At 42.2% G+C, this 23,185-nt stretch carries 21 protein-coding genes and 3 tRNA genes; 21 read left to right on the forward strand and 3 right to left on the reverse strand.

The features are described 5' to 3' along the window. Window positions 1-25: 25 nt before the first annotated feature. On the reverse strand, window positions 26-1,054 hold the full coding sequence (locus ACDD58_RS14040) for a DUF5050 domain-containing protein (protein WP_370778057.1): 1,029 nt from the start codon (window positions 1,052-1,054) through the stop codon (window positions 26-28). 191 nt (window positions 1,055-1,245) lie between these two features. Here ACDD58_RS14040 and pheA point away from each other — a divergent pair, with 191 nt between their 5' ends. Genes pheA through ACDD58_RS14065 form a run of 5 tightly spaced genes read left to right on the forward strand, consistent with a single transcriptional unit; the run spans window position 1,246 to window position 8,297 of the window. Continuing rightward, window positions 1,246-2,376 carry a prephenate dehydratase gene (gene pheA / locus ACDD58_RS14045; protein WP_155219249.1) on the forward strand — a complete coding sequence of 377 codons (1,131 nt, stop codon included), beginning with the start codon at window positions 1,246-1,248 and terminating at the stop codon, window positions 2,374-2,376. A gap of 50 nt (window positions 2,377-2,426) precedes the next feature. Then, window positions 2,427-3,722, forward strand: coding sequence for an ATP-binding protein (locus ACDD58_RS14050; protein ID WP_117920946.1), 1,296 nt, complete (start codon window positions 2,427-2,429; stop codon window positions 3,720-3,722). A gap of 22 nt (window positions 3,723-3,744) precedes the next feature. Next, window positions 3,745-5,277: an HD domain-containing protein gene (locus tag ACDD58_RS14055; protein WP_117920945.1), complete on the forward strand. Its 1,533-nt coding sequence runs from the start codon at window positions 3,745-3,747 to the stop codon at window positions 5,275-5,277. Window positions 5,278-5,292: 15 nt separating this feature from the next. After that, on the forward strand, window positions 5,293-7,431 hold the full coding sequence (locus ACDD58_RS14060; protein WP_173022882.1) for an RNA degradosome polyphosphate kinase: 2,139 nt from the start codon (window positions 5,293-5,295) through the stop codon (window positions 7,429-7,431). 53 nt (window positions 7,432-7,484) lie between these two features. Beyond that, window positions 7,485-8,297, forward strand: coding sequence for a Cof-type HAD-IIB family hydrolase (locus ACDD58_RS14065; protein WP_117920943.1), 813 nt, complete (start codon window positions 7,485-7,487; stop codon window positions 8,295-8,297). A gap of 41 nt (window positions 8,298-8,338) precedes the next feature. Here the strand turns inward: ACDD58_RS14065 and ACDD58_RS14070 are convergent, their stop codons facing one another. After that, window positions 8,339-9,208 (reverse strand): PHP domain-containing protein, encoded by an 870-nt coding sequence (locus ACDD58_RS14070; protein WP_370778061.1) that lies wholly within the window; start codon window positions 9,206-9,208, stop codon window positions 8,339-8,341. A gap of 227 nt (window positions 9,209-9,435) precedes the next feature. Between ACDD58_RS14070 and ACDD58_RS14075 the strand changes: the two genes are divergently transcribed. The 6 genes from ACDD58_RS14075 (at window position 9,436) to ACDD58_RS14100 (ending at window position 13,857) form a co-directional block, all read left to right on the forward strand. Continuing rightward, a complete protein-coding gene (locus ACDD58_RS14075; protein WP_015560470.1) occupies window positions 9,436-9,879 on the forward strand; it encodes a chemotaxis protein CheW in 444 nt (147 codons plus the stop codon). A 41-nt stretch (window positions 9,880-9,920) separates the two neighbouring features. Next, the gene (locus ACDD58_RS14080; RefSeq protein WP_370778063.1) at window positions 9,921-11,621 is read left to right on the forward strand and encodes a methyl-accepting chemotaxis protein; all 1,701 of its coding nucleotides are present in this window, start codon (window positions 9,921-9,923) and stop codon (window positions 11,619-11,621) included. Between the two features lie 313 nt (window positions 11,622-11,934). Beyond that, entirely contained in the window at window positions 11,935-12,432 is a 498-nt protein-coding gene (infC, locus tag ACDD58_RS14085; RefSeq protein ID WP_006858927.1) for a translation initiation factor IF-3, read from the forward strand. A 19-nt stretch (window positions 12,433-12,451) separates the two neighbouring features. Further along, entirely contained in the window at window positions 12,452-12,649 is a 198-nt protein-coding gene (rpmI, locus tag ACDD58_RS14090; RefSeq protein WP_006858928.1) for a 50S ribosomal protein L35, read from the forward strand. A gap of 25 nt (window positions 12,650-12,674) precedes the next feature. Then, entirely contained in the window at window positions 12,675-13,031 is a 357-nt protein-coding gene (gene rplT, locus ACDD58_RS14095) for a 50S ribosomal protein L20 (RefSeq protein WP_006858929.1), read from the forward strand. An 88-nt stretch (window positions 13,032-13,119) separates the two neighbouring features. Continuing rightward, a complete protein-coding gene (locus tag ACDD58_RS14100; protein WP_117920939.1) occupies window positions 13,120-13,857 on the forward strand; it encodes a PHP domain-containing protein in 738 nt (245 codons plus the stop codon). Between the two features lie 42 nt (window positions 13,858-13,899). On the opposite strand, the gene ACDD58_RS14105 is transcribed toward ACDD58_RS14100, so the two are convergent. After that, window positions 13,900-14,739, reverse strand: coding sequence for a helix-turn-helix domain-containing protein (locus ACDD58_RS14105; RefSeq protein WP_117920938.1), 840 nt, complete (start codon window positions 14,737-14,739; stop codon window positions 13,900-13,902). Between the two features lie 201 nt (window positions 14,740-14,940). Here ACDD58_RS14105 and galE point away from each other — a divergent pair, with 201 nt between their 5' ends. The 10 genes from galE to infB all read left to right on the forward strand — a co-directional run bounded on the left by galE (window position 14,941) and on the right by infB (window position 23,173). Further along, window positions 14,941-15,957 (forward strand): UDP-glucose 4-epimerase GalE, encoded by a 1,017-nt coding sequence (gene galE, locus ACDD58_RS14110; RefSeq protein WP_117920937.1) that lies wholly within the window; start codon window positions 14,941-14,943, stop codon window positions 15,955-15,957. Between the two features lie 170 nt (window positions 15,958-16,127). Continuing rightward, the gene (locus tag ACDD58_RS14115; protein ID WP_370778066.1) at window positions 16,128-17,201 is read left to right on the forward strand and encodes an NAD(P)H-dependent flavin oxidoreductase; all 1,074 of its coding nucleotides are present in this window, start codon (window positions 16,128-16,130) and stop codon (window positions 17,199-17,201) included. Between the two features lie 128 nt (window positions 17,202-17,329). Then, window positions 17,330-17,401, forward strand: a tRNA-Glu gene (locus ACDD58_RS14120). A gap of 34 nt (window positions 17,402-17,435) precedes the next feature. After that, a tRNA-Glu gene (locus ACDD58_RS14125) sits at window positions 17,436-17,507 on the forward strand. Between the two features lie 34 nt (window positions 17,508-17,541). After that, window positions 17,542-17,613: transfer RNA gene (locus tag ACDD58_RS14130), tRNA-Glu, on the forward strand. A gap of 281 nt (window positions 17,614-17,894) precedes the next feature. Continuing rightward, a complete protein-coding gene (gene rimP, locus ACDD58_RS14135) occupies window positions 17,895-18,362 on the forward strand; it encodes a ribosome maturation factor RimP (RefSeq protein ID WP_117920935.1) in 468 nt (155 codons plus the stop codon). Between the two features lie 32 nt (window positions 18,363-18,394). Next, a complete protein-coding gene (nusA, locus tag ACDD58_RS14140) occupies window positions 18,395-19,603 on the forward strand; it encodes a transcription termination factor NusA (RefSeq protein ID WP_117920934.1) in 1,209 nt (402 codons plus the stop codon). Window positions 19,604-19,618: 15 nt separating this feature from the next. Beyond that, window positions 19,619-19,909 (forward strand): RNase P modulator RnpM, encoded by a 291-nt coding sequence (gene rnpM / locus ACDD58_RS14145; RefSeq protein WP_006858061.1) that lies wholly within the window; start codon window positions 19,619-19,621, stop codon window positions 19,907-19,909. A gap of 10 nt (window positions 19,910-19,919) precedes the next feature. After that, window positions 19,920-20,228, forward strand: a complete 309-nt coding sequence (locus ACDD58_RS14150; RefSeq protein ID WP_117920933.1) for a ribosomal L7Ae/L30e/S12e/Gadd45 family protein — start codon at window positions 19,920-19,922, stop codon at window positions 20,226-20,228. A gap of 5 nt (window positions 20,229-20,233) precedes the next feature. Then, window positions 20,234-23,173: a translation initiation factor IF-2 gene (gene infB, locus ACDD58_RS14155; RefSeq protein ID WP_370778070.1), complete on the forward strand. Its 2,940-nt coding sequence runs from the start codon at window positions 20,234-20,236 to the stop codon at window positions 23,171-23,173. Window positions 23,174-23,185: the final 12 nt, after the last annotated feature.

Raw genomic sequence — 23,185 nt, forward strand, 5'->3', positions numbered from 1 at the left:
GTATATCTGTATATCCGCTGCAGGATCACTTGTCGGAAGAACCTGTTCCTGGATTGAAAACTTCGACGTCAGAAGGATCAGCGATCGGTGTTTTGTACATGACACCCGATGCAAAATCCCTGAAATAGATATCCGTTTCTGTGGCATTGATATTGGTATAGTTGCCCTCTGTGATCACGGTGTAATCACTGCCGTCCGTTTTCATACGGCAGAGAGCAGGCGCGCTTGTACTGTTGCGCTGGAAATAAATATAGTCACCGGTGATGTTATAGCAGTCAATGCGGTCATCGCTTAGAGTGACAGGCGAACCCCCGGAAAGATCTGTGCGGGTAAGTGTATAATTCTGTTCGTTGTCCAGAAAAAAGAGTGTATCACCAATTACAGCCGGCATATAATAATTTCCTTTAAGTACAAGTTCTGCCGTATCAGTAACTGTATCAAAACGCCAGATGCTATGTTCGTTCGATACACCATTATAATAGATATACTGTCCAACTGTCGAGCAGGGACGGTATGGTGTTTTATCTACCTGCTTCATGCCGGTGCCATCAATGCCTACTTCATAAAAAGTTGTAAAATCCTTATCATCATAATGCAGATAATAAACTTTATTTCCGACTAAAGAGGCATAAAGACTCGCGGAAGAATCAAGGAGAATGCTCTTTTTATGCTTGCTGCGGTCAAGCCGGCAGAGACTGTCTGTGTTGATCGTCAAAAATGAAAATGGTTCTGTAAAAACCGGATTGTTGCGCACATAGTAAATATAATTGTCATCCGTATTGATAAAGGTGGCAACATCATCAGAAATCTTTGTAAGGTCTGAACCGTCGCTGTTCATTGAGTATAGTTTGCTGCTGTCGGAAGGGTTTGCAAAATAAATCGTACCATCAGCTGCCGTGCAGAAGATGCCGGCATTGTAGAGATTGCCAGCCGTGTTGCCGTTTATGTAATCGTCATTGAATTTTGTCTCGTTTGATTTGTGGTGGTAGACACCAAAACCGACACCGGCGGCGAGTACGAGGATAACTAAGAGAATCGTGATAACTTTTTTCATAAGGCCTCCATTCTGAGAGCATTTTATGCTGACGTGACAATGTGTTTGATTTGCTTCTCATCTGTGTTTATTATAGCATTTTCAGAGCACGAATACTATATTTTTCCTATGGAATATCACTTTTTCTGCCCTTGATATTAGCACGTTAATGTAATATATTAGAAGTAATACAAATAACAAAGGTGGAATCCATGAAAGACTTAAAAGAATTAAGAGACCAGATCGATGTCATTGACAGACAGATCGTAGATTTATATCAGGAGAGAATGGAGATTGCAGCAGGTGTTGCAGAATATAAGATCAATACCGGGAAAAAGGTATTTGACAAAGAACGCGAAGATTCAAAACTTGCAACTCTGACAGCACTTGGCAAAACAGATTTTAATAAACATGGGATACGTGAACTGTTTGAGCAGATCATGTCGATGAGCAGAAAACGTCAGTATCAGCTTTTAACCGCACACGGCATGTATGAAAAACCAGATTTTACAGAAGTGGAAAGTTTGGATTATCACAATGCGCGTATTGTATTTCAGGGGACAGAGGGAGCATACAGCCAGCTTGCCTTAAGAGAATACTTTGGAGAGCAGACAGACAGTTATCACGTGGAGACCTGGCGCGATGCCATGGAGGCGATCAAAAACGGAGAAGCTGATTATGCAGTTTTACCGATTGAAAATTCCTCGGCGGGTATCGTATCTGAAAATTATGACCTGATGGTAGAATATGATAATTGTATCGTAGGGGAGCAGATCATACAGATCAATCATGCACTGCTTGGACTGCCGGAAGCAGAACTTTCTGATATCACAGACGTCTATTCTCACCCACAGGCACTGATGCAGTGCGGCAGATATCTTGAAAGCCATAGAGAGTGGGAAAAACACAGTCTGAAAAATACAGCAATGGCTGCCAAGAAAGTAAAAGAAGACGGCAAAAAACATAAAGCAGCGATCGCAAGCAGCCTGACGGCAGATATCTATGGACTGAAGGTACTCGATGAATGTATCCAGGATAACAAGATGAACGCAACACGCTTTATCATTGTATCCGGTAAACGTGTATTTACTTCAAAAGCGGAAAAGATCAGTATCTGTTTTGAAGGTATGCACGAGAGTGGATCTCTTTACCATATGTTATCCCATTTTATTTACAACGGCATCAATATGAACCATATCGAATCAAGACCGGTTCAGGGGAAAAACTGGGAATATCGTTTCTTTGTTGACTTTGAAGGAAATTTAAATGATGCAGCAGTACAGAATGCATTAAGGGGACTCGCAGAGGAAACATTGGGATTAAAGATCCTTGGAAATTATTAGAACGAAAGAAATGTGTGAAAAACTTTTCATACAGAGAAATGGAGAAAGACATGAAAAGCACAAAAAATCTGATTTTATATAAAAATTTTGAAAATGGAAAATTATTCTATAACATGGCATGGATCATGGAGAATTATGAGAATGAATATTACAACAGAGAGGATATCGAAGCTCTGTTATATGAGTGCTTTAACCAGTTATCAGAACTTGCTGTAAGCCATGGATTTAAAGGAAACCTCTGGCATAATTTTATTGCATTTATTCTGGTCAATAATGAAAATGCATACAGCTGTGGATGTGAGATCAGGGGTGGCATGGAAGGTTCTGTTAATCAGATCGCACTTCATGATTTTAAGATCATGAAAGATTTATTTGATTTTGATTTTACCGGGCTGGCAAAAGATTATGAGATCGACTGTATGGATGCATTACTGCATTATGAAAGTGCAAGTGACAGCGGAAAATTATTTAATAAGAGGATTCGTGACCGCATCTGTGAACTGACGGAAAAATTAGAACAGGCGGCTGACGCAAACGATTTTAAGGATGCCGTTACGGAGTTTTATGGTGAATTTGGTGTTGGAAAGTTAGGACTGCATAAAGCATTCCGTGTGTTACATAAAGAAGAAGGTGCACAGATCGTACCGATCACAAATATCGCACATGTAAGATTAGACGATCTGGTCGGATATGAGATCGCAAAACAGAAACTGATCGACAATACGGAGAGTTTTGTCCGTGGAAAAGAGGCAAACAACTGCCTGCTTTATGGAGATGCAGGAACCGGAAAATCAACCAGTATCAAGGCAATCGCAAATCAGTATTACGACAGGGGACTGCGTCTGATCGAAGTGTACAAGCATCAGTTCTGCGATTTGAATGATGTGATCGCACAGATTAAAAACCGTAATTACAAATTTATTATTTATATGGATGATCTGTCATTTGAGGAATTTGAGATCGAATATAAATATCTGAAAGCAGTGATCGAAGGAGGACTTGAGAAGAAACCGGATAATGTTTTGATCTACGCAACTTCAAACAGACGTCATCTGATCCGTGAGACATTCTCTGATAAAGAGGAAGTAAGGGAGGATATGCATACTTCAGATACAGTACAGGAAAAGTTGTCCCTGTATGCAAGATTCGGTGTTTCTATTTATTTTGGTGCACCAAGCAAAAAAGAGTTCCAGAATATCGTAGTCTCACTTGCCAAAAAGAATGGCATTACCATGGAAGAAGAAACACTTCTTGCCGAGGCAAACAAATGGGAACTTGCCCATGGCGGACTGTCAGGAAGAACAGCACAGCAGTTTATTAATTATCTGCTTGGAAAACAGGAATAACTTGAAAGCAGGAGGATAAGATATGGCAATTCATACATTTGCAGCGATTTATATCGGTTCTTATGAGGTAAGCTTGAAAATTTTTGAAATCTCTGCCAGAAAAGGTATTCGCAAAATCGATTATATCAGAAGCCGGATCGAGCTTGGGCGGGATGCGTATTCGCGCGGCGTGATCGGGTATGAGCTGGTGGAAGCTCTCTGTGATACGTTAGAACAGTTTACAGGCATCATGAAAGAGTATCAGGTGGATGGGTATGAGGCATATGCAGCTGCAGCGCTCCGTGATGTGAGCAATGAATTGTTTATCTTAGACCAGATCCGTATCCGCACCGGACTTACGGTACACGTCTTAAGCAACTCTGAGCATCGTTTTATCAGTTATAAATCGGTTGCGATGCGCAGTGAATTTGAAGAACTGATAAAAACAGGTGCAGCAGTAGTTGATGTCGGTGGCGGCGGTATGCAGATCACGATCTTTTCAAAGGGGAAAGTGATCACTACACAGCATCTTGGACTTGGAACCATGCGGATGCGGGAACAGCTTGCAAAAAAAAGCTGCAGTTTAGAGCAGTATGAGCTGCAGATCGAAGAACTGGTAGAAAAAGAACTAAACGTGTTTATGGCAATGTTCACAGAACAGGTAAAGGTAAAAAATCTGATCATCATCGGGGACTATATCATGGAAGTTGCCGGTAAAGTCACAGGGAAAAAACATGCAAATCTGATGGAAACCAATGATTTTCTGGCTTTTTTGGATGGGCTTGACAAAAAGACTGTGGAGCAGATCTCAGAGGAATTGAATTTATCAAATGAAAATGATTCCCTGATCATTCCATATATGATCATTTTTAAATGTATGGCACGTAAAATGAAAGCGGAAAAAATCTGGGCACCGGGTGTCATTGTCAGTGATGGTATTGCATATGATTATGCACAGAAACATAAACTTTGTAAACCGGTTCATGATTTTGATGCAGATGTTATCTCAGCAGCGGGAAATCTGTCTGCACGTTATATGAGTTATTCGCCACACATTGATGCATTGACGCAGATGGCTACACTGATCTTTGACACAATGAAAAAAATTCACGGACTGGGAAAAAGGGAGAGACTTTTACTGCAGGTGGCTGCAATTTTACATGATTGCGGTAAATATATCAGTCTTGCGAACGGACCGGTCTGTTCTTATGATATTATCATGGAATCGGAAATTATAGGACTTACGCATATGGAACGTGAGATTGTTGCGTACACGGTTCTTTATAATACCTATCCGCTGCCTGCCTACGAAGAGTTTGAAAACGATATCAGTCATGAAAGCTACCTTGTCATTGCAAAACTTTCTGCTATATTACGTGTATCAAATGCTATGGATCGCAGCCACAAACAGAAATTCAAAAATGTGCGTGCAGCAGTAAAAGGAAAAGAACTGGTGATCACGATTGAGACGGATGATGATATTGCGCTGGAAAAGGCACTGTTTGATGCGAAGGTTTCTTACTTTGAAAACATATTCAGCATAAAACCAGTGATAAAGGAGAAACGTGTGTATTAAATGGAGGACACCACTATGGAAAAGGAAAAAGATTTTAAAAATCCACAGTATTACGAAAACAGAGAATTAAGCTGGTTGAAATTTGATAATCGTGTATTAAATGAAGCACGCGACAAGAGCATCCCACTCTTAGAGCGTCTGAAATTTGTCAGTATCACTTCATCGAACCTGGATGAATTTTATATGGTGCGTGTTGCTTCTTTGAAAGATATGGTACATGCTGATTATAAAAAAAGAGACATTGCAGGTATGACAGCGAAAGAGCAGCTTGTTGCCATCAATGAAAAAACAAGGGAAATGGTGGATCTGCAGTACACTACATATAACAGATCCCTGCTTCCACTGCTTAAAAAAGAACAGATCTACATCATTGATGCATTTGAGGATCTGACAGAGGAACAAAAAAGATTTGTAGACCGTTATTTTGAGGAGAATGTTTATCCGGTACTGACACCGATGGCAGTGGATGCATCACGTCCGTTTCCGCTGATCCGCAATAAGACATTAAACATTGCTGCATTGCTTTCAAAAAAGAATACAAAAAGTGAAAAGCAGGAACTGGATTTTGCGACAGTACAGGTTCCGGGAGTACTTCCAAGACTGGTACAGATCCCTTCGGAAGAAGAAAGTGTCAGGAGCTTTATCCTGTTAGAACAGATCATTGAAAAAAATATCGACAAACTGTTTTTAAATTATGAAGTACTCTGTGCGTACCCATACCGTATCATGCGAAATGCGGATCTGACAATTGATGAGGACGAGGCAGAGGATCTTTTAAAAGAGATCCAGAAACAGCTTAAGATGAGACAGTGGGGCGAAGTGATCCGTCTTGAAGTAGAGAGTGGAATCGATAAACGTCTGCTGCGGTTCTTAAAGGATGAACTGAAAGTGGCAGAGGAAGATATCTTCTGTATTCAGGGACCGATCGATCTTACTTTCCTTATGAAAATGTATGGACTTTCCGGTTGTGATCATTTGCGTTACAAGCCGTATACACCGCAGAAGAATCCAAAGATCGAGCCGGGAGAAAATCTGTTTGAACTGATTAGAAATGGAGATATTTTTTTACATCACCCATATCAGACCTTTGACCCTGTCGTTGACTTTATCCGACAGGCGGCATCTGATCCCGATGTTCTTGCGATTAAGCAGACTCTTTACCGTGTCAGTGGTAATTCACCGATTATTGCTTCTTTGGCACAGGCAGCGGAAAATGGCAAGCAGGTATCTGTTTTAGTAGAATTAAAAGCACGTTTTGATGAAGAAAATAATATTGTCTGGGCGAAAAAATTAGAACAGGCAGGCTGTCATGTAATTTATGGACTGGTTGGTTTAAAAACCCACAGTAAGATCGCACTGGTTGTCCGCAGGGAAGAGGATGGCATCCGCAGATATGTGCATCTTGGAACCGGTAACTATAACGATTCAACAGCAAAATTATATACGGACTGTGGAATCTTTACCTGCAATGAAGCGATTGGAGAAGATGCGACAGCGGTATTCAATATGCTTTCCGGTTATTCTGAACCACTTTCCTGGAATGAACTGTCACTTGCACCAATCTGGCTGCGTAATAAATTCATGAAGCTGATCGGCAGGGAGACGGCACATGCAAAAAAAGGAAGACCTGCCCGTATTGTTGCCAAGATGAATTCACTCTGCGATCCGGGAATCATAGCAGCGCTTTATGAGGCGTCGGCAGCAGGGGTAAAGATCCAGCTGATCGTGCGTGGTATCTGCTGTCTGAAAGTAGGCATCGAAGGTGTGAGTGAAAATATCGAAGTGCGTTCGATTGTTGGAAATTTCTTAGAGCACAGCAGAATTTTCTGGTTTGAGAATAACGGTGCGGATGAAGTTTATATGGGAAGTGCAGACTGGATGCCGCGTAACTTGGACCGTCGTGTTGAAATATTGTTCCCTGTTCTGGATGATGATGCAAAAGAATCTGCAAAACATATTCTTGAAGTTGAATTATCTGACAATACCAAGGCTCATATCTTGAAATCAGATGGAAATTATGAGAAAATAGATAAAAGAGGAAAAGTTTTAGTCAATTCACAGATGCAATTCTGTGAGGAAGCCGTTGCGGCGGTCCCGAAACAGGATCATGTATACCGGGAAAGGGTGTTTGTTCCGGCAGAGCCTGCAGAATAGCGGAAGTGGTGGAGTGTGAAATGGTATTTCACATATAAGAAGGGGAGAGGTATATGAATCACAAAATTTTATGTGTGGATCTGGATGCAACATTACTGTGCGATGATAAAAGTATCTCACAGAAGAACCGTGATGCAATTCACAAAATGTTAGAGGCAGGACATTACATAGCACTTGCAACCGGAAGACCGGTTGAAACGGCAAGAGAAGTCGCAAGAAATCTGGGGTTAAATACACCTGGGTGTTATATGATCGCATTCAATGGTGCGGTGCTTTATGACTGTGCGGCAGACCGCGTATTGTTGCAGCGTTCACTTCCGATTGAGGTTGTGCAGGAGCTTTTTGATAAGGCAAAACGTGCCGGTTTATATGTGCAGACCTATAACAGTACGGATCTTATCACTACAAAACATACCAAAGAGCTGGATTATTATGTGAAACAGGCACATATTTCCTATAAGATATCACCGAATATTCTGGATGCTTTAGAGGAAGAACCACAGAAGGTTATGCTGATCTCACTGGATCAGAGAGACAAGTTAGAACGTTTCCAGAAAAGGAATTTGAAATGGGAACAGGGAAAATGTAACAGTTTCTTCTCAAGCAGCCAGTATCTTGAATATAGTCCTAAGAATACAAGCAAGGCGACCGGTATTTTAGAACTGACAAAGATTTTAAACATGCCGATGGATACGACCATCGCAGTCGGAGATGAAGATAATGATGTTCCGATGATAAAAACTGCGTACGTAGGGGTTGCAGTGAAAAATGCCACCGAAAAAGCAAAAGCAGCAGCGGATTATGTCACGGTAAATGACAATAATCATGATGCCATTGCTGAGGTGATTGAAAAATTTGTACTATGATCCACCGAACCTGTTTCCCCGTAAAATATATGGGATATGGACTATTTTCCGGCATGTATTTTGATTGCTTCTAATACAGAATAAGGGATATAAAGCTGTCCGCGTCCGATGCCAAGTTTTATGGCAGGTTTGTTTTCCCCATGAAAATCCGAGCCGCCGCTGATGAGCAGATTATTTTCTTTTGCAATACGTTTGACAAGCTGTTCTTCTCCAGTGGTATAGGTAGAGTAGATTGCCTCAATGCCATCAAGCCCCACAGTTTTTAAGTCATCAATCAGCAGCTGCAGCTGTTCTACACCCAGATGATAAAGCAGCGGGTGTGCAAGGATGGCGACACCACCGGTTCTTTTTATAAGTGAGACGGCTTCCATTGGAGATACTTTAAAACGTCCGACATAGCAGCGGCAGCCATCACCGATGTATTTGTCAAATGCTTCGGAAACGGATTTGATCCATCCGTGTTCATAAAGGAAACGTGCGATGTTTGCGCGTGTAATGACACTGTCCGGATTTTCTGCCAGGAGGGCTTCCATAGTAATTGGAAATCCTTCTTTTTGCAGGGCAAGGATCATTTTTTCGTTCCGTTTATCACGGCAGTCACGGAAGTCTGCAGTCATTTTTAAGAGTTCCGGGTCATCCGGGTTAATGTAGAGACCGACGATGTGGATTTCCTTTTCCTGTTTTTTTCCCGGAAACGTGTAAGCAGTGGAAAGTTCAATGCCCGGGATCAGCTCAATACCGGCTTCCTTTGCGGCATCCATAGCTTTTTTGATACCGGTGGCAGTATCATGGTCCGTCAGAGCGATAGCGGAAAGACCGGCTTTTTTTGCTTCGGCGATCACCTCAGTGGGTGTAAATGTTCCATCTGATTCCGTGGAATGTACATGCAGGTCAACAATTCTATTATCCATAGTCTGTAAGTCCTTTCATATCTGTATTTTATAACAACAGAGCTGTTATGGTAGAGTAAAGTCTGTTATTATATGAAAACGGTTAAGCAATTTCATCGTAGCATGAATGGAATATATTTGTCAAAAAGTTAAAAAATATAAAAAAAATGGTTTACATATTTTACCAGAATGGTACAATAGTCGCAGGATGGTTTTTAGGCAAAAAATACAGCAAAGAAGGTGAAAAAATGCAATTACTGACGTTTATGCTCAATAATGTCCGTTTTGGAATACCGGTGGATGATGTCGAGTCGATTGAAACCAGAATGAGTGTGGTAGGTGTTCCAAATGCACCTGCGCATATCGAAGGAATCGTGAATCTGCATGGTGATATCGTTCCGATATGTAATCTTGCTGACTATTTCGGATATCCAAAACAGGATATAAAAAATGTTATTGTGGCAAGTATGAATGGCATGAAGATTGGTCTTGAAGTAGAGAGTGTCCGTGAGATCATTGATGTAAATGAAAAACAGGTGATTCCGATGCCGACGATCATGAATGCCAATCAGAGCTGCTTTAATGATGTGGCATCCTATGATAAGCAGCTTATCGTGATGTTTGAGGTGTCAAAACTGATGCCACAGTCCGAGCAGCAGGGGATAAAGCAGCTTATCGATGACAATACCTGACAGACATAGTAAATAAAGTGCACAAACAGGAGGAAAAGATTATGTATAAGAATCTAAAAATTCAGGAACGGCTGAAAAAATGTTTCACAGTCGTTACACTGCTTGCATCCATTGCAGGTGTTATTGGAGCAATTATGATGCTTATTATATCTACGCAGTATAAACATGCACTTACTAATTATGGTTTTTCGCAGGGTGATATCGGAAAGGCAATGATCGTTTTTGCAGATGCGAGATCAGCAGCGCGCGGTGTGATTGGTTACAATGATACTGATATGATCGCAACCATGAAACAGATACATGATGAAAAGAAACAGAAGTTTGATGATTACTGGGCTATAGTTGCGAACACCTGTGTGACAGGCACTGAGAAAGATCTCTATGAGCAGGTGAACACACTTGTTCAGCAGTACTGGGATGCAGAAGCCCAAGCGATGGAGATCGGCGCTTCCACGGACAATGAAGACAGCATCAAAGCCCAGCAAATGATGAACGATACTGTAGATCCATTGTATGAGCAGGTTTACAGCCTTACAGCGGACTTGCTGGATGCAAACGTAAACGAAGGAGACTCCCTTGCGGCAAGACTTTCTGCCATTAGTATTATTTTCCTTATTGTGATTGCTGCAAGTATTGTATTTACATTTGCACAGGCAATGAGAATGGGAAATTCCATTGCAAAAGGAATCGCAGTACCTCTTGGTGCGTTAAGCGACCGTTTTACAACATTTGCAAAAGGTAACCTCACAGATCCATTCCCGGTAGTAGATACGCATGATGAGGTGGCTGACATAATCCAGACAGCAAATGAGATGAAAGAAACATTAAATATAGTTATCGCTGACTGTGGCAAACATCTTGCTGATATGGCAAGCGGTAACTTTGATATCAAATCAGACTGTCCGGAAGTATATCAGGGTGAATTTGAAAAATTACTTCTTGCCATGCGTGATATGAAGAATCAGATGATCGTTACATTACGTTCTATTGAAGATGCATCCAGCCAGGTATCTGCAGGATCTACAAACCTTGCAGAGGCATCACAGAGTCTTGCAGAGGGTGCTACTGAGCAGGCAGGTGCAGTAGAAGAGTTACAGGCTACGATCACAAGCATCACAGAGAACATTGAAAAAGCTGCAGATCAGGCACATGAGTCCTATGTACAGGCAAAACAGTATGCAGACGAAGCTGACAACAGCCGTGCGCAGATGACAGCAATGGTAGATGCAATGACACGCATCAACGAGACATCCAAAAATATCGAGAACATCATTTCTGAGATTGAGGATATTGCATCCCAGACAAACCTGCTTTCCTTAAATGCTTCCATTGAGGCAGCAAGAGCAGGAGAGGCAGGAAGAGGATTCGCGGTTGTTGCTGACCAGATCCGTCAGTTAGCAGAGCAGAGTACAAAATCTGCAGTAGATACCAGAGAACTGATCGAAGGATCCTTAGAGGAGATCGCAGAAGGAAACAAGGCGGCAGACAAAGCTGCAGCATCCATTGAAACGGTTGTAGAAGGAATCGGCAAGATTGCAGAGTCTTCCAAAAATATCAGCCAGGTATCCAGAGATCAGGCAACTGCCATGGATCAGGCAGAGCAGGGCGTCAACCAGATTTCGGAGGTTGTTCAGGCAAACTCTGCAACCGCACAGGAGTCCTCTGCTACCAGTGAGGAGCTTTCTGCTCAGGCAGTATCCTTAGATGAACTGATCAGTAAATACATTCTTCCACAGGAATAATTAATATCAGGATAGAAAGTTTAAGAATGTCTTAGCAGGGGACATTCTTAAACTTTAAAAAGTACTTGACAGAAATTTTCTGAAGTGGTATAGTTTAATAGTTGTTGAAAACAAAGTAGAGTATCCACTCTCACCGGAGCACCAGCATTCGTGTGACTCATGGTTTTATATTCAAGGCATCGGGAATATTCCTGTTGTTTGAAGTATCGCACCTTGCGAGTATTGAGTATTAAAAGTGGATAGTCTGCCTATCCACTTTTTTTAATGCAAGTAAAGAATAATATTTTGGAGGTGCAATACCATTAGCGAGTTAATGATTAATGAACAGATCAGAGACAGAGAAGTTCGTCTGATCGGAGAAAACGGAGAACAGCTTGGCATTATGTCAGTGAGAGAAGCAATGAAGCTGGCTGAGGAAGCAGAGCTTGATTTGGTCAAGATTGCTCCGACCGCAAAGCCGCCGGTATGTAAGATTATCGATTACGGTAAGTATCGTTATGAATTGGCGAGAAAAGAGAAAGAAGCCAGAAAAAAACAGAAAGTGGTCGAGTTAAAAGAGATTCGCCTGTCACCGAATATTGATTCAAATGATTTGAACACCAAAATGAATGCTGCAAAAAAATTCTTAAGCAAAGGTGATAAGGTAAAAATCACTTTAAGATTCCGTGGACGTGAGATGGCACATATGAATGCCAGCAAGCATATTCTGGATGACTTTGCTGAGAGTCTTGCAGAGGTTGCAGTAGTGGAAAAAGCACCAAAGGTTGAAGGCAGAAGCATCAGCATGGTGTTGGCAGAAAAAAAATCATAATTTTAAGGAGGAATATATCATGCCAAAAATGAAAACAAGCAGAGCAGCTGCAAAACGTTTCAAAGTAACAGGAACAGGAAAATTAAAGAGAAATAAAGCTTACAAGAGACATATCTTAACAAAGAAAACAACAAAGAATAAGAGAAATCTTAGAAAACCGGCTATCGTAGATGCTACAAACGTTAAGAATATGAAGAAGATTTTACCATACATGTAAGAAAGTTGTTAAGGAGGAATAGATCATGGCAAGAGTTAAAGGCGGTTTAGGCGCTAAAAAAAGACATAATAGAACATTAAAATTAGCAAAAGGTTACAGAGGAGCTCGTTCTAAACAGTACCGTGTTGCAAAACAGTCTGTTATGAGAGCCTTAACAAGTTCTTACGCAGGAAGAAAAGAGAGAAAGAGACAGTTCCGTCAGTTATGGATCGCTCGTATCAATGCAGCAGCAAGAATGAACGGAATCTCTTATAGCCAGATGATGCATGGCTTAAAAGTAGCTGGTGTTGACATCAACCGCAAAATGTTAGCAGAGATGGCTGTAAACGATGCAGCAGGATTTGCAGCATTAGCTGAGATCGCAAAGAAAGCAGTTGCTTAATTATAGGACAAGATGAGGGAGAACTTATTCCGGTGGGACAACCCCGGGGTAAGTTCTTTTTCTATGGAAGACAAAGTGGAGGTTTTTCATGCAGATAAACGGATATTTATATGACACCCATGTACACACGTCAGAGGGTAGTGCATGCGGACAGAATACAGGGGCAGAGATGGCGGGAGCGTATCAGAAAGCGGGATATGCCGGCATCGTTGTAACAGACCATTTCTTCTATGGAAATACGGCAGCAGACCGGAGTCTTCCGTGGAAAGACTGGGTGGAACAATTCTGCAAGGGATATGAACATGCAAAAGAAGAAGGCGATAAGATTGGATTGCAGGTATTCTTTGGATGGGAGTCAGGATATCAGGGAACAGAATTTTTAATATATGGGTTAAGTAAGGAATGGCTGTTAGAACATCCCGAGATCAAGGATGCAGATGTAAAAGAGCAATATGAACTGGTGCATGCCGGTGGAGGCATTGTCAGTCAGGCTCATCCGTTCCGTGAGGAGGACTATATTCCGGAAATCCGTCTTTTTCCGGACTGTGTGGATGCGGTAGAGGGAATCAATGCCACACATGAGAGTCCGGCAAGCACGGCGCATAAAAACATTTTATATAATGAGAAAGCCATTGCCTATGCAAGAAAACATGAACTTCCTATTACGGCAGGCTCTGACCAGCACACCACAAAGATGATTGGTGGTGGTATGCTGTTTGACAGAAGACTTGCTGATGAAAAAGATTTTTGTAAGGCGGTGCTTGCGGGAGAAGCAAAAGCATACTGGAATGGCAGTGAGTTCTATGCGAAAACAAGTGATATGTAAAAACGATATTGAAAAAGGAAATCATGTACGTTAAATGCGGTATTATGACTGGGGAGTACGCGAATGTGCCCGGTATTCTTTTGGGGACATTTGCTTTTGCTTGTGAAATGTTTTGGAAAAATATAAGCTGTTGTCAAAACCAAGTGAGTTCGCAATTGCAGTGATGGACAGATTGGAGTGTTCTAAAAGATAACATGCCTGTTTCATGCGAAAATCCGTCAGATATTCCTTTGGTGACTGACCGAGCACTGACTCAAAAGAGCGGAACAGGTGGCTGCGGCTGACCCCGACATAGTCTGCAATATCTTCCACGGTAATTGCATAAGAATAATTGGAAGAGATATATTCGATGCCTTTTTGCACATAACTGTTGGCAGAAATTTGTTCTGTTGTGTGGGAGGCGTCGTGTAAAAACATGGCGAGCATTGTATAGAGCCGTCCGGTCATTTCCACGGCATGCTGAAATTCGTTGCCTCTTGCATCATATATATGAAGTATCTGCCGGTGAATGTCATCTCCGTGAGGTGTAGAGCGGATAATCGGTTTTTCAGGCGAAAAATCAGTTGCTTTTAAGATCATGGAAGCGTCACTGCCTGTAAAACCTACCCATGCATATTCCCACGGATCCGCTTCGGCAGCGTAATAAACAACCTCTGTGTTTGGATAGACTAAAAATGAGTCTCCCGCCTGTAATTCATAAGTGCGTTTTCCAATCTTATAGAATCCCTTTCCTGAAATAATATAGTGGATCAGATAATGATCCCGGATCCCCGGCCCCCACTGATACAGGGAATCGCATCGTTGAAATCCTACATTGTACACAGAAAGAGAAACCAGTTCCTTTTCCGTTACTTTGTAGGAATTTTTATATTTTTCATACATAGAAATCCTCCATTATTTACTGGTAATTAACTGCCAGTGTATTTTATAAATATAAGTATACTGGCTGCCATACTAATATGCAACATTTTTACATATTATTTGTACATTTTTGGCTATACATTTTCATCAGAATGGGGTAAGATGTACCCATAACGTTGAAGGTAAATAAAAAGACTTGTTATGGAAAGGTGGAAGAAAACTATGGCAATTTTAGTTACCGGCGGTGCCGGATTTATTGGAAGTCACACATGTGTAGAATTATTAAATGCAGGTTATGAGGTTGTTGTTCTTGACAATCTGGTAAATGCATCTGAGAAATCATTAGAGCGTGTAAAAGCAATCACAGGAAAAGATGTAACTTTCTATAAAGGAGATATTTTAGACCGTGAGATCTTAAATGAGATCTTTAAGAAAGAGAAAATTGACAGCTGCATTCATTTTGCAGGATTAAAGGCTGTTGGTGAGTCTGTACAGAAACCTTGGGAATATTACAACAACAATATTTCAGGAACATTAACTCTGGTAGATGTAATGCGCCAGCATAACTGCAAGAACATTATTTTCTCATCTTCAGCAACGGTATATGGTGATCCGGCTGAGATCCCGATCACAGAGAACTGCCCGAAAGGTCAGTGTACCAATCCTTATGGCTGGACAAAATCCATGTTAGAGCAGGTACTGATGGATATCCAGAAAGCTGATCCGGAGTGGAATGTTATTTTACTTCGTTACTTTAACCCGATCGGTGCCCATAAGAGCGGAACAATGGGAGAAAACCCGAATGGTATCCCGAACAATCTGATGCCGTATATCACACAGGTGGCAGTTGGAAAATTAAAAGAACTTGGTGTATTTGGCAATGATTATGATACACCGGATGGAACTGGTGTCAGAGATTATATTCATGTCGTTGATCTTGCACTTGGTCATGTAAAGGCATTGAAGAAGATTGATGAGAACTGTGGTCTTGCAATCTATAACCTTGGAACTGGTCATGGTTACAGCGTACTTGATATTGTGAAAAACTTCGAAGCCGCAACCGGCGTAAAGATTCCATACGCAATCAAACCAAGACGTGCAGGAGATATCGCAACATGCTATTGCGATCCTTCAAAAGCGGAGCGTGAGCTTGGCTGGAAGGCACAGTATGGTATCAAGGAAATGTGTGAAGATTCCTGGAGATGGCAGAAGAATAATCCGAATGGATATGACGAATAATCTGTAAGACAGACTATATAACAGAAGATGGAAAATACCCTGTAATGCCGATGCGGCAGAGCAGGGTATTTTTCTTTATAAATAATAATATGGTTGTCATTGACATGATATATATTAAATGCTACTATAATACATAGTAATAAAAACTATATATAATAGAGAGGGATATTATGAAACCAATTTTTTCAATGAACAGTTTTGAGGGATGGAATCTGAGCCTGCCGCTGATACAGGGAGGCATGGGAGTTGGTGTGAGTTTAAGCGGTCTGGCAGGTGCAGTTGCGGCGGAGGGAGGTATGGGAGTGATCTCCACAGCACAGATCGGATTTGAAGAACCTGATTTTGTGGGAAATGAAGAAGAATGTAATCTGCGCGGTATCCGGAAACATATTGCCAGGGCAAAAGAAGTGTCTGCTGGAAGAGGAATGGTGGCAGTGAATGTCATGGTTGCATTACAGCAGTACAGAGAACATGTAAAAGAAGCAGTGCGTGCGGGGGCAGATGCTGTGATCTGTGGAGCAGGGCTTCCAATAGACCTGCCGGAACTGGTGGAAGCAGGGAAGGCAAAGATCGCACCCATTGTATCATCAAGGCGTGCTGTGTCCCTGATCTTAAAAACCTGGGATAAGAAATACGGCAGAACAGCAGATTTTATTGTTGCTGAGGGACCAGAAGCAGGCGGTCATCTGGGATTTTCAAGAGAACAGCTTGAGGACATTCCCAAAATCCGTTTTGCGGAAGAACTGACTGCGATCATGGAAGAAAAGAAACAGTATGAGGAGAAATACCATAAACAGATCCCTGTTTTTGCGGCAGGTGGAATCTGGGATGCAGCCGATGCGAAACAAATCAAGGAACTTGGGGCAGATGGCATTCAGGCAGCGACAAGATTTGTTGCAACAAAAGAATGTGATGCGTCTTTAGAATATAAGAATGCTTATGTGACAGCAGAAGAGTCGGACGTAAAAATTATCAAAAGTCCGGTCGGCATGCCAGGACGTGCATTGAATAATGCGTTTGTCCAGAAAACAGAAAATACGGCACAGCGGGTGGAACGCTGTTATCATTGTATTAAAAACTGCAAACCTGCGCAGATTCCATACTGCATTACACAGGCATTGATCCGTGCCGTACATGGAGATATCGAAAACGGGCTTGTATTTTGCGGTTCAAATGTTGGAAAAATAGAACAGATTTCGACGGTTAAGGAAGTAATAGAGGATTTAATGTATGAAAAGGTGTAAATGTGCCATGAAAACAGGAAAAAATATGACACAGAATTGTGTAAATTGTTCATATTTTTAAAAAAATAAAAAAAGTTCAAAAAAAGACTTGCAAATAAAAAAAAGCATGCTATAATAAGTATCAGTTCGGCTCGTTGGTCAAGCGGTTAAGACGCCGCCCTCTCACGGCGGAAACAGGGGTTCGATTCCCCTACGAGCTACTCTGTTTTATAACAGGGATGAACAAATACTTATGGCCCGTTGGTCAAGCGGTTAAGACGCCGCCCTCTCACGGCGGAAACAGGGGTTCGATTCCCCTACGAGCTATTCTGTTTTATAACAGAGATAATCAAATATTTGTGGCCCGTTGGTCAAGCGGTTAAGACGCCGCCCTCTCACGGCGGAAACAGGGGTTCGATTCCCCTACGAGCTACTCACTGTTATTTCGAAAGAGATAAACAGCCCAACCCGGAAGTTGTCAGTATACCAGATGGTGTATTGGCAATTTTTTTATGTAATAGGAAATTTCATTGAAATCCCGCAAAAGGCTTGCATTTTAGAAAGGAAAGTGTTACAGTAATAAGTGATAGCACGATGACTTGATTGAGAGAGGACGAAAGCCCTCTCTCAATTCACGTTTAGGAGCCATGTATTCTGATGAGTGAAAGAATCTGGCAAAAGGAAAACTGAATATGGAAGAAAGAAGGTGTACACATGTCAAAACGTGAAACATACGAAACGCGCACCGAAGAACTGATTACTCCGATTTTGGACCGAATGAATTTTGAACTGGTCGATGTGGAGTATGTAAAGGAAGGCGGTACCTGGTACTTGAGAGCCTATATCGATAAGGAAGGCGGCATTACCGTAAATGACTGTGAGGCAGTGGCGCGGGAGATGAACGAGATTTTAGATAAAGAAGATTTCGTTGAAGATTCCTATGTTTTTGAGGTCAGCTCTCCGGGACTTGGAAGACCGTTAAAAAAAGAAAAGGATTATGTCCGCAGCATGGGAAAAGAAGTAGAGATACGAACATACCGTGCGATTAACCGTGAAAAGGAATTTTATGGTATTTTATCTGCATATGATGAAAATACCGTGACAATAAAGACAGAGGATGAGACGGAAATGACGTTTGAAAAAAGTGATATTGCGCTGATCCGTCTGGCATTTGATTTTTAAAGATAAACTATAAACTAAAGGAGGATTTTAAAATGAGTAATAATGAGTTGTTAGAAGCGTTAAATATATTGGAACAGGAGAAGAATATCAGCAAGGATACATTGCTTGAGGCGATTGAAAATTCTCTTGTTACAGCATGCAAGAATCATTTCGGTACATCTGATAATGTAAAGGTATCGATTGATCCGGAAACCTGTGAGTTCCATGTGTTTCAGGAAAAAACAGTTGTTGAAAATGTAGAAGATCCGGTAGAGCAGATCAGTCTGGTCAATGCTAAAATGATCAATTCCAAATACGAGATCGGCGATGTTGTCAATATTGAGGTGCAGTCTAAAGAATTTGGCCGTATTGCAACACAGAATGCAAAGAATGTGATCTTACAGAAAATCCGTGAGGAAGAGCGTAAGGTTTTATATGATCAGTATTACAGCATGGAAAAAGATGTTGTGACCGGTGTGGTACAGCGCTACATTGGAAGAAATGTCAGCATTAATTTAGGAAGAGTTGATGCGATCTTAACAGAAAATGAACAGGTGAAAGGTGAGGTGTTCCAGCCGACAGAACGTATCAAAGTGTACATTCTGGAAGTTAAGGCTACTTCAAAGGGACCAAAGGTATTAGTATCAAGAACACATCCGGAACTTGTAAAACGTCTGTTTGAATCTGAGGTTGCTGAAGTCCGCGAGGGTATCGTTGAGATCAAAGCAATCGCCCGTGAAGCAGGAAGCAGAACAAAGATCGCAGTATGGTCCAATGATCCGGATGTTGATCCGGTTGGCGCATGTGTTGGTATGAACGGTGCCAGAGTTAATGCAATCGTTGGTGAGCTGCGCGGTGAGAAAATTGATATCATTACCTGGAATGAGAATCCGGCAATGATGATCGAAAATGCATTAAGTCCGGCAAAAGTTATTTCCGTTATTGCAGATGCTGAAGAAAAATCAGCGAAAGTTGTTGTACCGGATTACCAGCTTTCTCTTGCAATCGGTAAAGAAGGACAGAATGCAAGACTTGCAGCACGTCTGACAGGATTCAAGATCGACATTAAGAGTGAGACACAGGCGAGAGAGTCCGGTGACTTCCTTGATTATGAGAATGATTACGAGGAAGATGAGTATTACGATGAGGACGGCGAGTCCTATGAGGATTACGAAGACGGCAGCGCACCGGCAGAAGACAGCTATGAGGCTGACGGAACAGAAGAAAACAATGTTGAAGCTGACGGAGAGGACAGAGAATAAGAGGTATTAAGAAGAATGTCAAATAAAAAGATTCCGATGAGGCAGTGTGTCGGCTGTCATGAAATGAAAGCCAAAAGAGATATGATCCGTGTGATCAAAACAGCGCCGACGGAAGAAGGGGAAACGGAGATCATTTTAGATGCGACTGGAAGAAAGAACGGAAGAGGTGCTTATATCTGTCCGAACCGTGAATGTCTTGCAATGGCGATAAAGAATAAAGGGTTAGAACGATCATTTAAAATGCCGATCCCAAAAGATGTATATGAAACGCTGACAAAGGAGATGGAACAGCTTGAAACCAGATAGAGTGTTATCTATGCTAGGAATTGCCGCAAAGGCCGGCAGTGTGGCGAGCGGAGAATTTTCTACGGAAAAGGCAGTAAAAGAGGGCAGGGCATACCTTGTCATCGTTGCACAGGATGCGTCAGACAATACAAAGAAAATGTTTCGCAATATGACAGAGTTTTATCAGGTGCCAATGTATGAATATTCAGATAAAGAAATGCTTGGGCATTTCATTGGAAAAGAATTTCGTGCGTCGCTTGCAGTCACGAACGAGGGACTGTCGCACTCGATAGAAGAGAGACTGAAACAACAATCACAACTGAATAGTGGGAGGAATTAAGATAAATGGCAAAAATGAGAGTATATGACCTTGCAAAAGAATTAGGAATAGAGAGTAAACAGATTATAGAGACATTAAATACGACAGAATATGCAGTAAAAGCAGCTTCAAGCAATGTGGATGATCCGGCACAGGAGATTGTGAGAAAGAAGTTCGGGAAATCTGCTGCACCGGAGAAAAAGGCGCAGAACAAAGAAAATGTAACGGAAAATAAACCGGCAGATAATAAGGCGGCTGCACCGGAAAATAAACCGGTACAGAAACCGCAGGCAAATGAACAGACAAAATCAGCAGAAAATGCAGAGCAGCGTCCGAAGAAAAAATCAAGCATTACTGCAGTATTCAATGCACAGTACAGTAAACAGGGCAATAACCGCGGTGGTAATAACAACAGACGTCCGGGCAATGGCGACAGACGTCCGGGTAATGGTGAACGCCGTCCGCAGGGACAGAACCAGAACCGTGGCAATGCGCAGGCAAGACCGACATCCGGTTATGATGTGAGAAAAGCATTTGAGCGTGCGATCAACCCGGAGGCTGCAAAGGCAGCAGAAGAGGCAGAACGTCTTGCAGCAGCAAAAGCAGCAGAGTTAAAGGCACAGAGAGATGCTAAACCGGCAGCTGAAGAACCGAAAAAACCGGTTGAGACTGTACAGGTACAGACTCCGAGAGAAAATGTATATGCACAGAATCCGGAATACCGTCCGCAGAATAATGATCGTCGTCAGGGAAATAATAATGACAGACGCGACCGTAATAACAATGGTCAGCGCCGTCCACAGGGAGACGGAAGAAACCAGAGAAACAATGGTGACAGACCACAGCGTCCATACGGTGACAGAAACGGAAGAAATGACGGACAGCGTCCATACCAGAACAATGGCAGACCGGGACAGGGTCAGGGCGACAGAAATAATAACAGAAACAATGGCTTCCGTGGCGGAAATAACGGTGGCGGCAGACTTGACCGTGAGATCGACCGTTTCAATAAAGAGGCAGCGGCAGCAGCTCCGGAAGAATTAAGAGGAAAAGAATCGAGAGAGCGTGATAAAGACAGAAACAAAAACGCAAGACAGCGTAATGATTATGATGCACTTGGCGGAAAGAAACAGGAACGTTTTATCAACCTTGAGAAGAATGGCGGCAAGAAGAAACCGCAGCAGCAGCCAAAACAGCAGCCGGAAGAGGATGCGATCCGTACACTTGTTCTCCCAGAGAAACTTACGATCAGAGAATTAGCTGACAAGATGAAAGTACAGCCATCTGTCATCGTAAAGAAGCTGTTCTTAAAAGGAACAATGGTTACTGTGAATCAGGAAGTAGATTACGAGCAGGCAGAAGAAATCGCATTAGAGTTTAACTGTATCTGTGAACCGGAGGAAAAAGTTGATGTGATCGCTGAACTCTTAAAAGAGGAAGATGATCCGGAGGATACTTTAGTAGCACGTCCACCAGTTGTCTGTGTTATGGGTCACGTTGACCATGGTAAAACATCTTTACTGGATGCAATCCGTTCTACCCGTGTGACAGACAGAGAAGCGGGCGGTATCACACAGCATATCGGTGCGTCTGTGGTATCTATCAATGGACAGAATATTACATTCTTAGATACACCGGGACATGAGGCATTTACCGCAATGCGTATGCGTGGTGCAAATTCTACTGATATTGCAATCTTAGTTGTAGCAGCAGATGATGGTGTTATGCCACAGACTGTAGAGGCGATCAACCATGCAAAGGCAGCAGGTGTTGAGATCATTGTTGCAATCAACAAGATCGATAAACCAAGTGCAAACATCGAGCGTGTAAAACAGGAGTTATCCGAATATGAGCTTATTCCGGAAGACTGGGGTGGAAGCACGATCTTCTGTCCGGTATCCGCACATACAAAAGAGGGTATCGACAACCTGCTTGAGATGATTCTTTTAACAGCAGAAGTGCTTGAGTTAAAAGCAAATCCAAAGCGTAATGCAAGAGGTCTTGTCATCGAAGCACAGCTTGATAAAGGACGCGGTGCTGTTGCAACTGTTCTGGTACAGAAAGGTACTTTAAAAGTTGGTCAGCCGGTAGCATGCGGAAGCTGCTATGGTAAAGTCCGTGCGATGATCGATGATCAGGGAAGACGTGTCAAAGAGGCTGGTCCTTCCATGCCGGTTGAGATTTTAGGTTTATCTTCTGTTCCGGAAGCAGGCGAGACATTCGTTGCAATGGATACTGAGAAAGAAGCAAGAGCATTTGCAGAGACCTATATTTCCGAGGGCAAGAACCGTCTGATCGAAGATACAAAAGCAAAGATGTCCTTAGACGATCTGTTTTCACAGATCCAGTCCGGAAATGTCAAAGAACTCGATATCATCGTAAAAGCCGATGTACAGGGTTCTGTGGAGGCAGTAAAACAGAGTCTTGTAAAACTGTCGAACGAAGAAGTAGTTGTAAAAGTCATTCATGGTGGTGTTGGTGCGATCAACGAGTCTGATGTCAGCCTTGCATCTGCATCGAATGCGATCATCATCGGATTTAACGTTCGTCCGGATCCGACTGCAAAACTTACTGCAGATAAAGAAAATGTAGATATCCGTCTCTATAAAGTCATCTACAATGCGATCGAGGATGTAGAGGCAGCAATGAAGGGAATGTTAGACCCGGTATACGAGGAGAAAGTCTTAGGCCACGCAGAGATCCGTCAGATCTTCAAGGCTTCCGGAGTCGGCAATATTGCAGGTTCTTATGTGCTTGACGGTATGTTCCAGAGAGGATGTAAAGTTCGTATCTCCCGTGAGGGTGAGCAGATCTTTGAGGGTGATTTAGCTTCCTTAAAGAGATTTAAAGATGATGTGAAAGAAGTAAAAGCAGGATTTGAGTGCGGTCTTGTATTTGAAGGCTTTGGAGATTTCCAGGAATTAGATATCGTAGAAGCGTATACAATGGTTGAGGTACCGCGCTAAAAGAGGATTGAT

The sequence above is a fragment of the Roseburia sp. genome (assembly GCF_041325975.1).
Classification (GTDB): Bacteria; Bacillota; Clostridia; order Lachnospirales; family Lachnospiraceae; genus Roseburia; species Roseburia rectibacter.

What these genes read in the sequence shown, in the direction of transcription:
- nusA (WP_117920934.1), top strand. Translation starts at nt 18,395, where the DNA reads ATGAGTAATAATGAGTTGTTAGAAGCGTTAAATATATTGGAACAGGAG.
- ACDD58_RS14050 (WP_117920946.1), top strand. Translation starts at nt 2,427, where the DNA reads ATGAAAAGCACAAAAAATCTGATTTTATATAAAAATTTTGAAAATGGA.
- ACDD58_RS14070 (WP_370778061.1), bottom strand. Translation starts at nt 9,208, where the DNA reads ATGGATAATAGAATTGTTGACCTGCATGTACATTCCACGGAATCAGAT.
- rnpM (WP_006858061.1), top strand. Translation starts at nt 19,619, where the DNA reads ATGTCAAATAAAAAGATTCCGATGAGGCAGTGTGTCGGCTGTCATGAA.
- ACDD58_RS14100 (WP_117920939.1), top strand. Translation starts at nt 13,120, where the DNA reads ATGCAGATAAACGGATATTTATATGACACCCATGTACACACGTCAGAG.
- infB (WP_370778070.1), top strand. Translation starts at nt 20,234, where the DNA reads ATGGCAAAAATGAGAGTATATGACCTTGCAAAAGAATTAGGAATAGAG.
- pheA (WP_155219249.1), top strand. Translation starts at nt 1,246, where the DNA reads ATGAAAGACTTAAAAGAATTAAGAGACCAGATCGATGTCATTGACAGA.
- rimP (WP_117920935.1), top strand. Translation starts at nt 17,895, where the DNA reads ATGTCAAAACGTGAAACATACGAAACGCGCACCGAAGAACTGATTACT.
- ACDD58_RS14065 (WP_117920943.1), top strand. Translation starts at nt 7,485, where the DNA reads ATGAATCACAAAATTTTATGTGTGGATCTGGATGCAACATTACTGTGC.
- ACDD58_RS14105 (WP_117920938.1), bottom strand. Translation starts at nt 14,739, where the DNA reads ATGTATGAAAAATATAAAAATTCCTACAAAGTAACGGAAAAGGAACTG.
- ACDD58_RS14040 (WP_370778057.1), bottom strand. Translation starts at nt 1,054, where the DNA reads ATGAAAAAAGTTATCACGATTCTCTTAGTTATCCTCGTACTCGCCGCC.
- ACDD58_RS14055 (WP_117920945.1), top strand. Translation starts at nt 3,745, where the DNA reads ATGGCAATTCATACATTTGCAGCGATTTATATCGGTTCTTATGAGGTA.
- ACDD58_RS14060 (WP_173022882.1), top strand. Translation starts at nt 5,293, where the DNA reads ATGGAAAAGGAAAAAGATTTTAAAAATCCACAGTATTACGAAAACAGA.
- galE (WP_117920937.1), top strand. Translation starts at nt 14,941, where the DNA reads ATGGCAATTTTAGTTACCGGCGGTGCCGGATTTATTGGAAGTCACACA.
- rpmI (WP_006858928.1), top strand. Translation starts at nt 12,452, where the DNA reads ATGCCAAAAATGAAAACAAGCAGAGCAGCTGCAAAACGTTTCAAAGTA.
- rplT (WP_006858929.1), top strand. Translation starts at nt 12,675, where the DNA reads ATGGCAAGAGTTAAAGGCGGTTTAGGCGCTAAAAAAAGACATAATAGA.
- ACDD58_RS14150 (WP_117920933.1), top strand. Translation starts at nt 19,920, where the DNA reads ATGCTAGGAATTGCCGCAAAGGCCGGCAGTGTGGCGAGCGGAGAATTT.
- infC (WP_006858927.1), top strand. Translation starts at nt 11,935, where the DNA reads ATGATTAATGAACAGATCAGAGACAGAGAAGTTCGTCTGATCGGAGAA.
- ACDD58_RS14115 (WP_370778066.1), top strand. Translation starts at nt 16,128, where the DNA reads ATGAAACCAATTTTTTCAATGAACAGTTTTGAGGGATGGAATCTGAGC.
- ACDD58_RS14075 (WP_015560470.1), top strand. Translation starts at nt 9,436, where the DNA reads ATGCAATTACTGACGTTTATGCTCAATAATGTCCGTTTTGGAATACCG.
- ACDD58_RS14080 (WP_370778063.1), top strand. Translation starts at nt 9,921, where the DNA reads ATGTATAAGAATCTAAAAATTCAGGAACGGCTGAAAAAATGTTTCACA.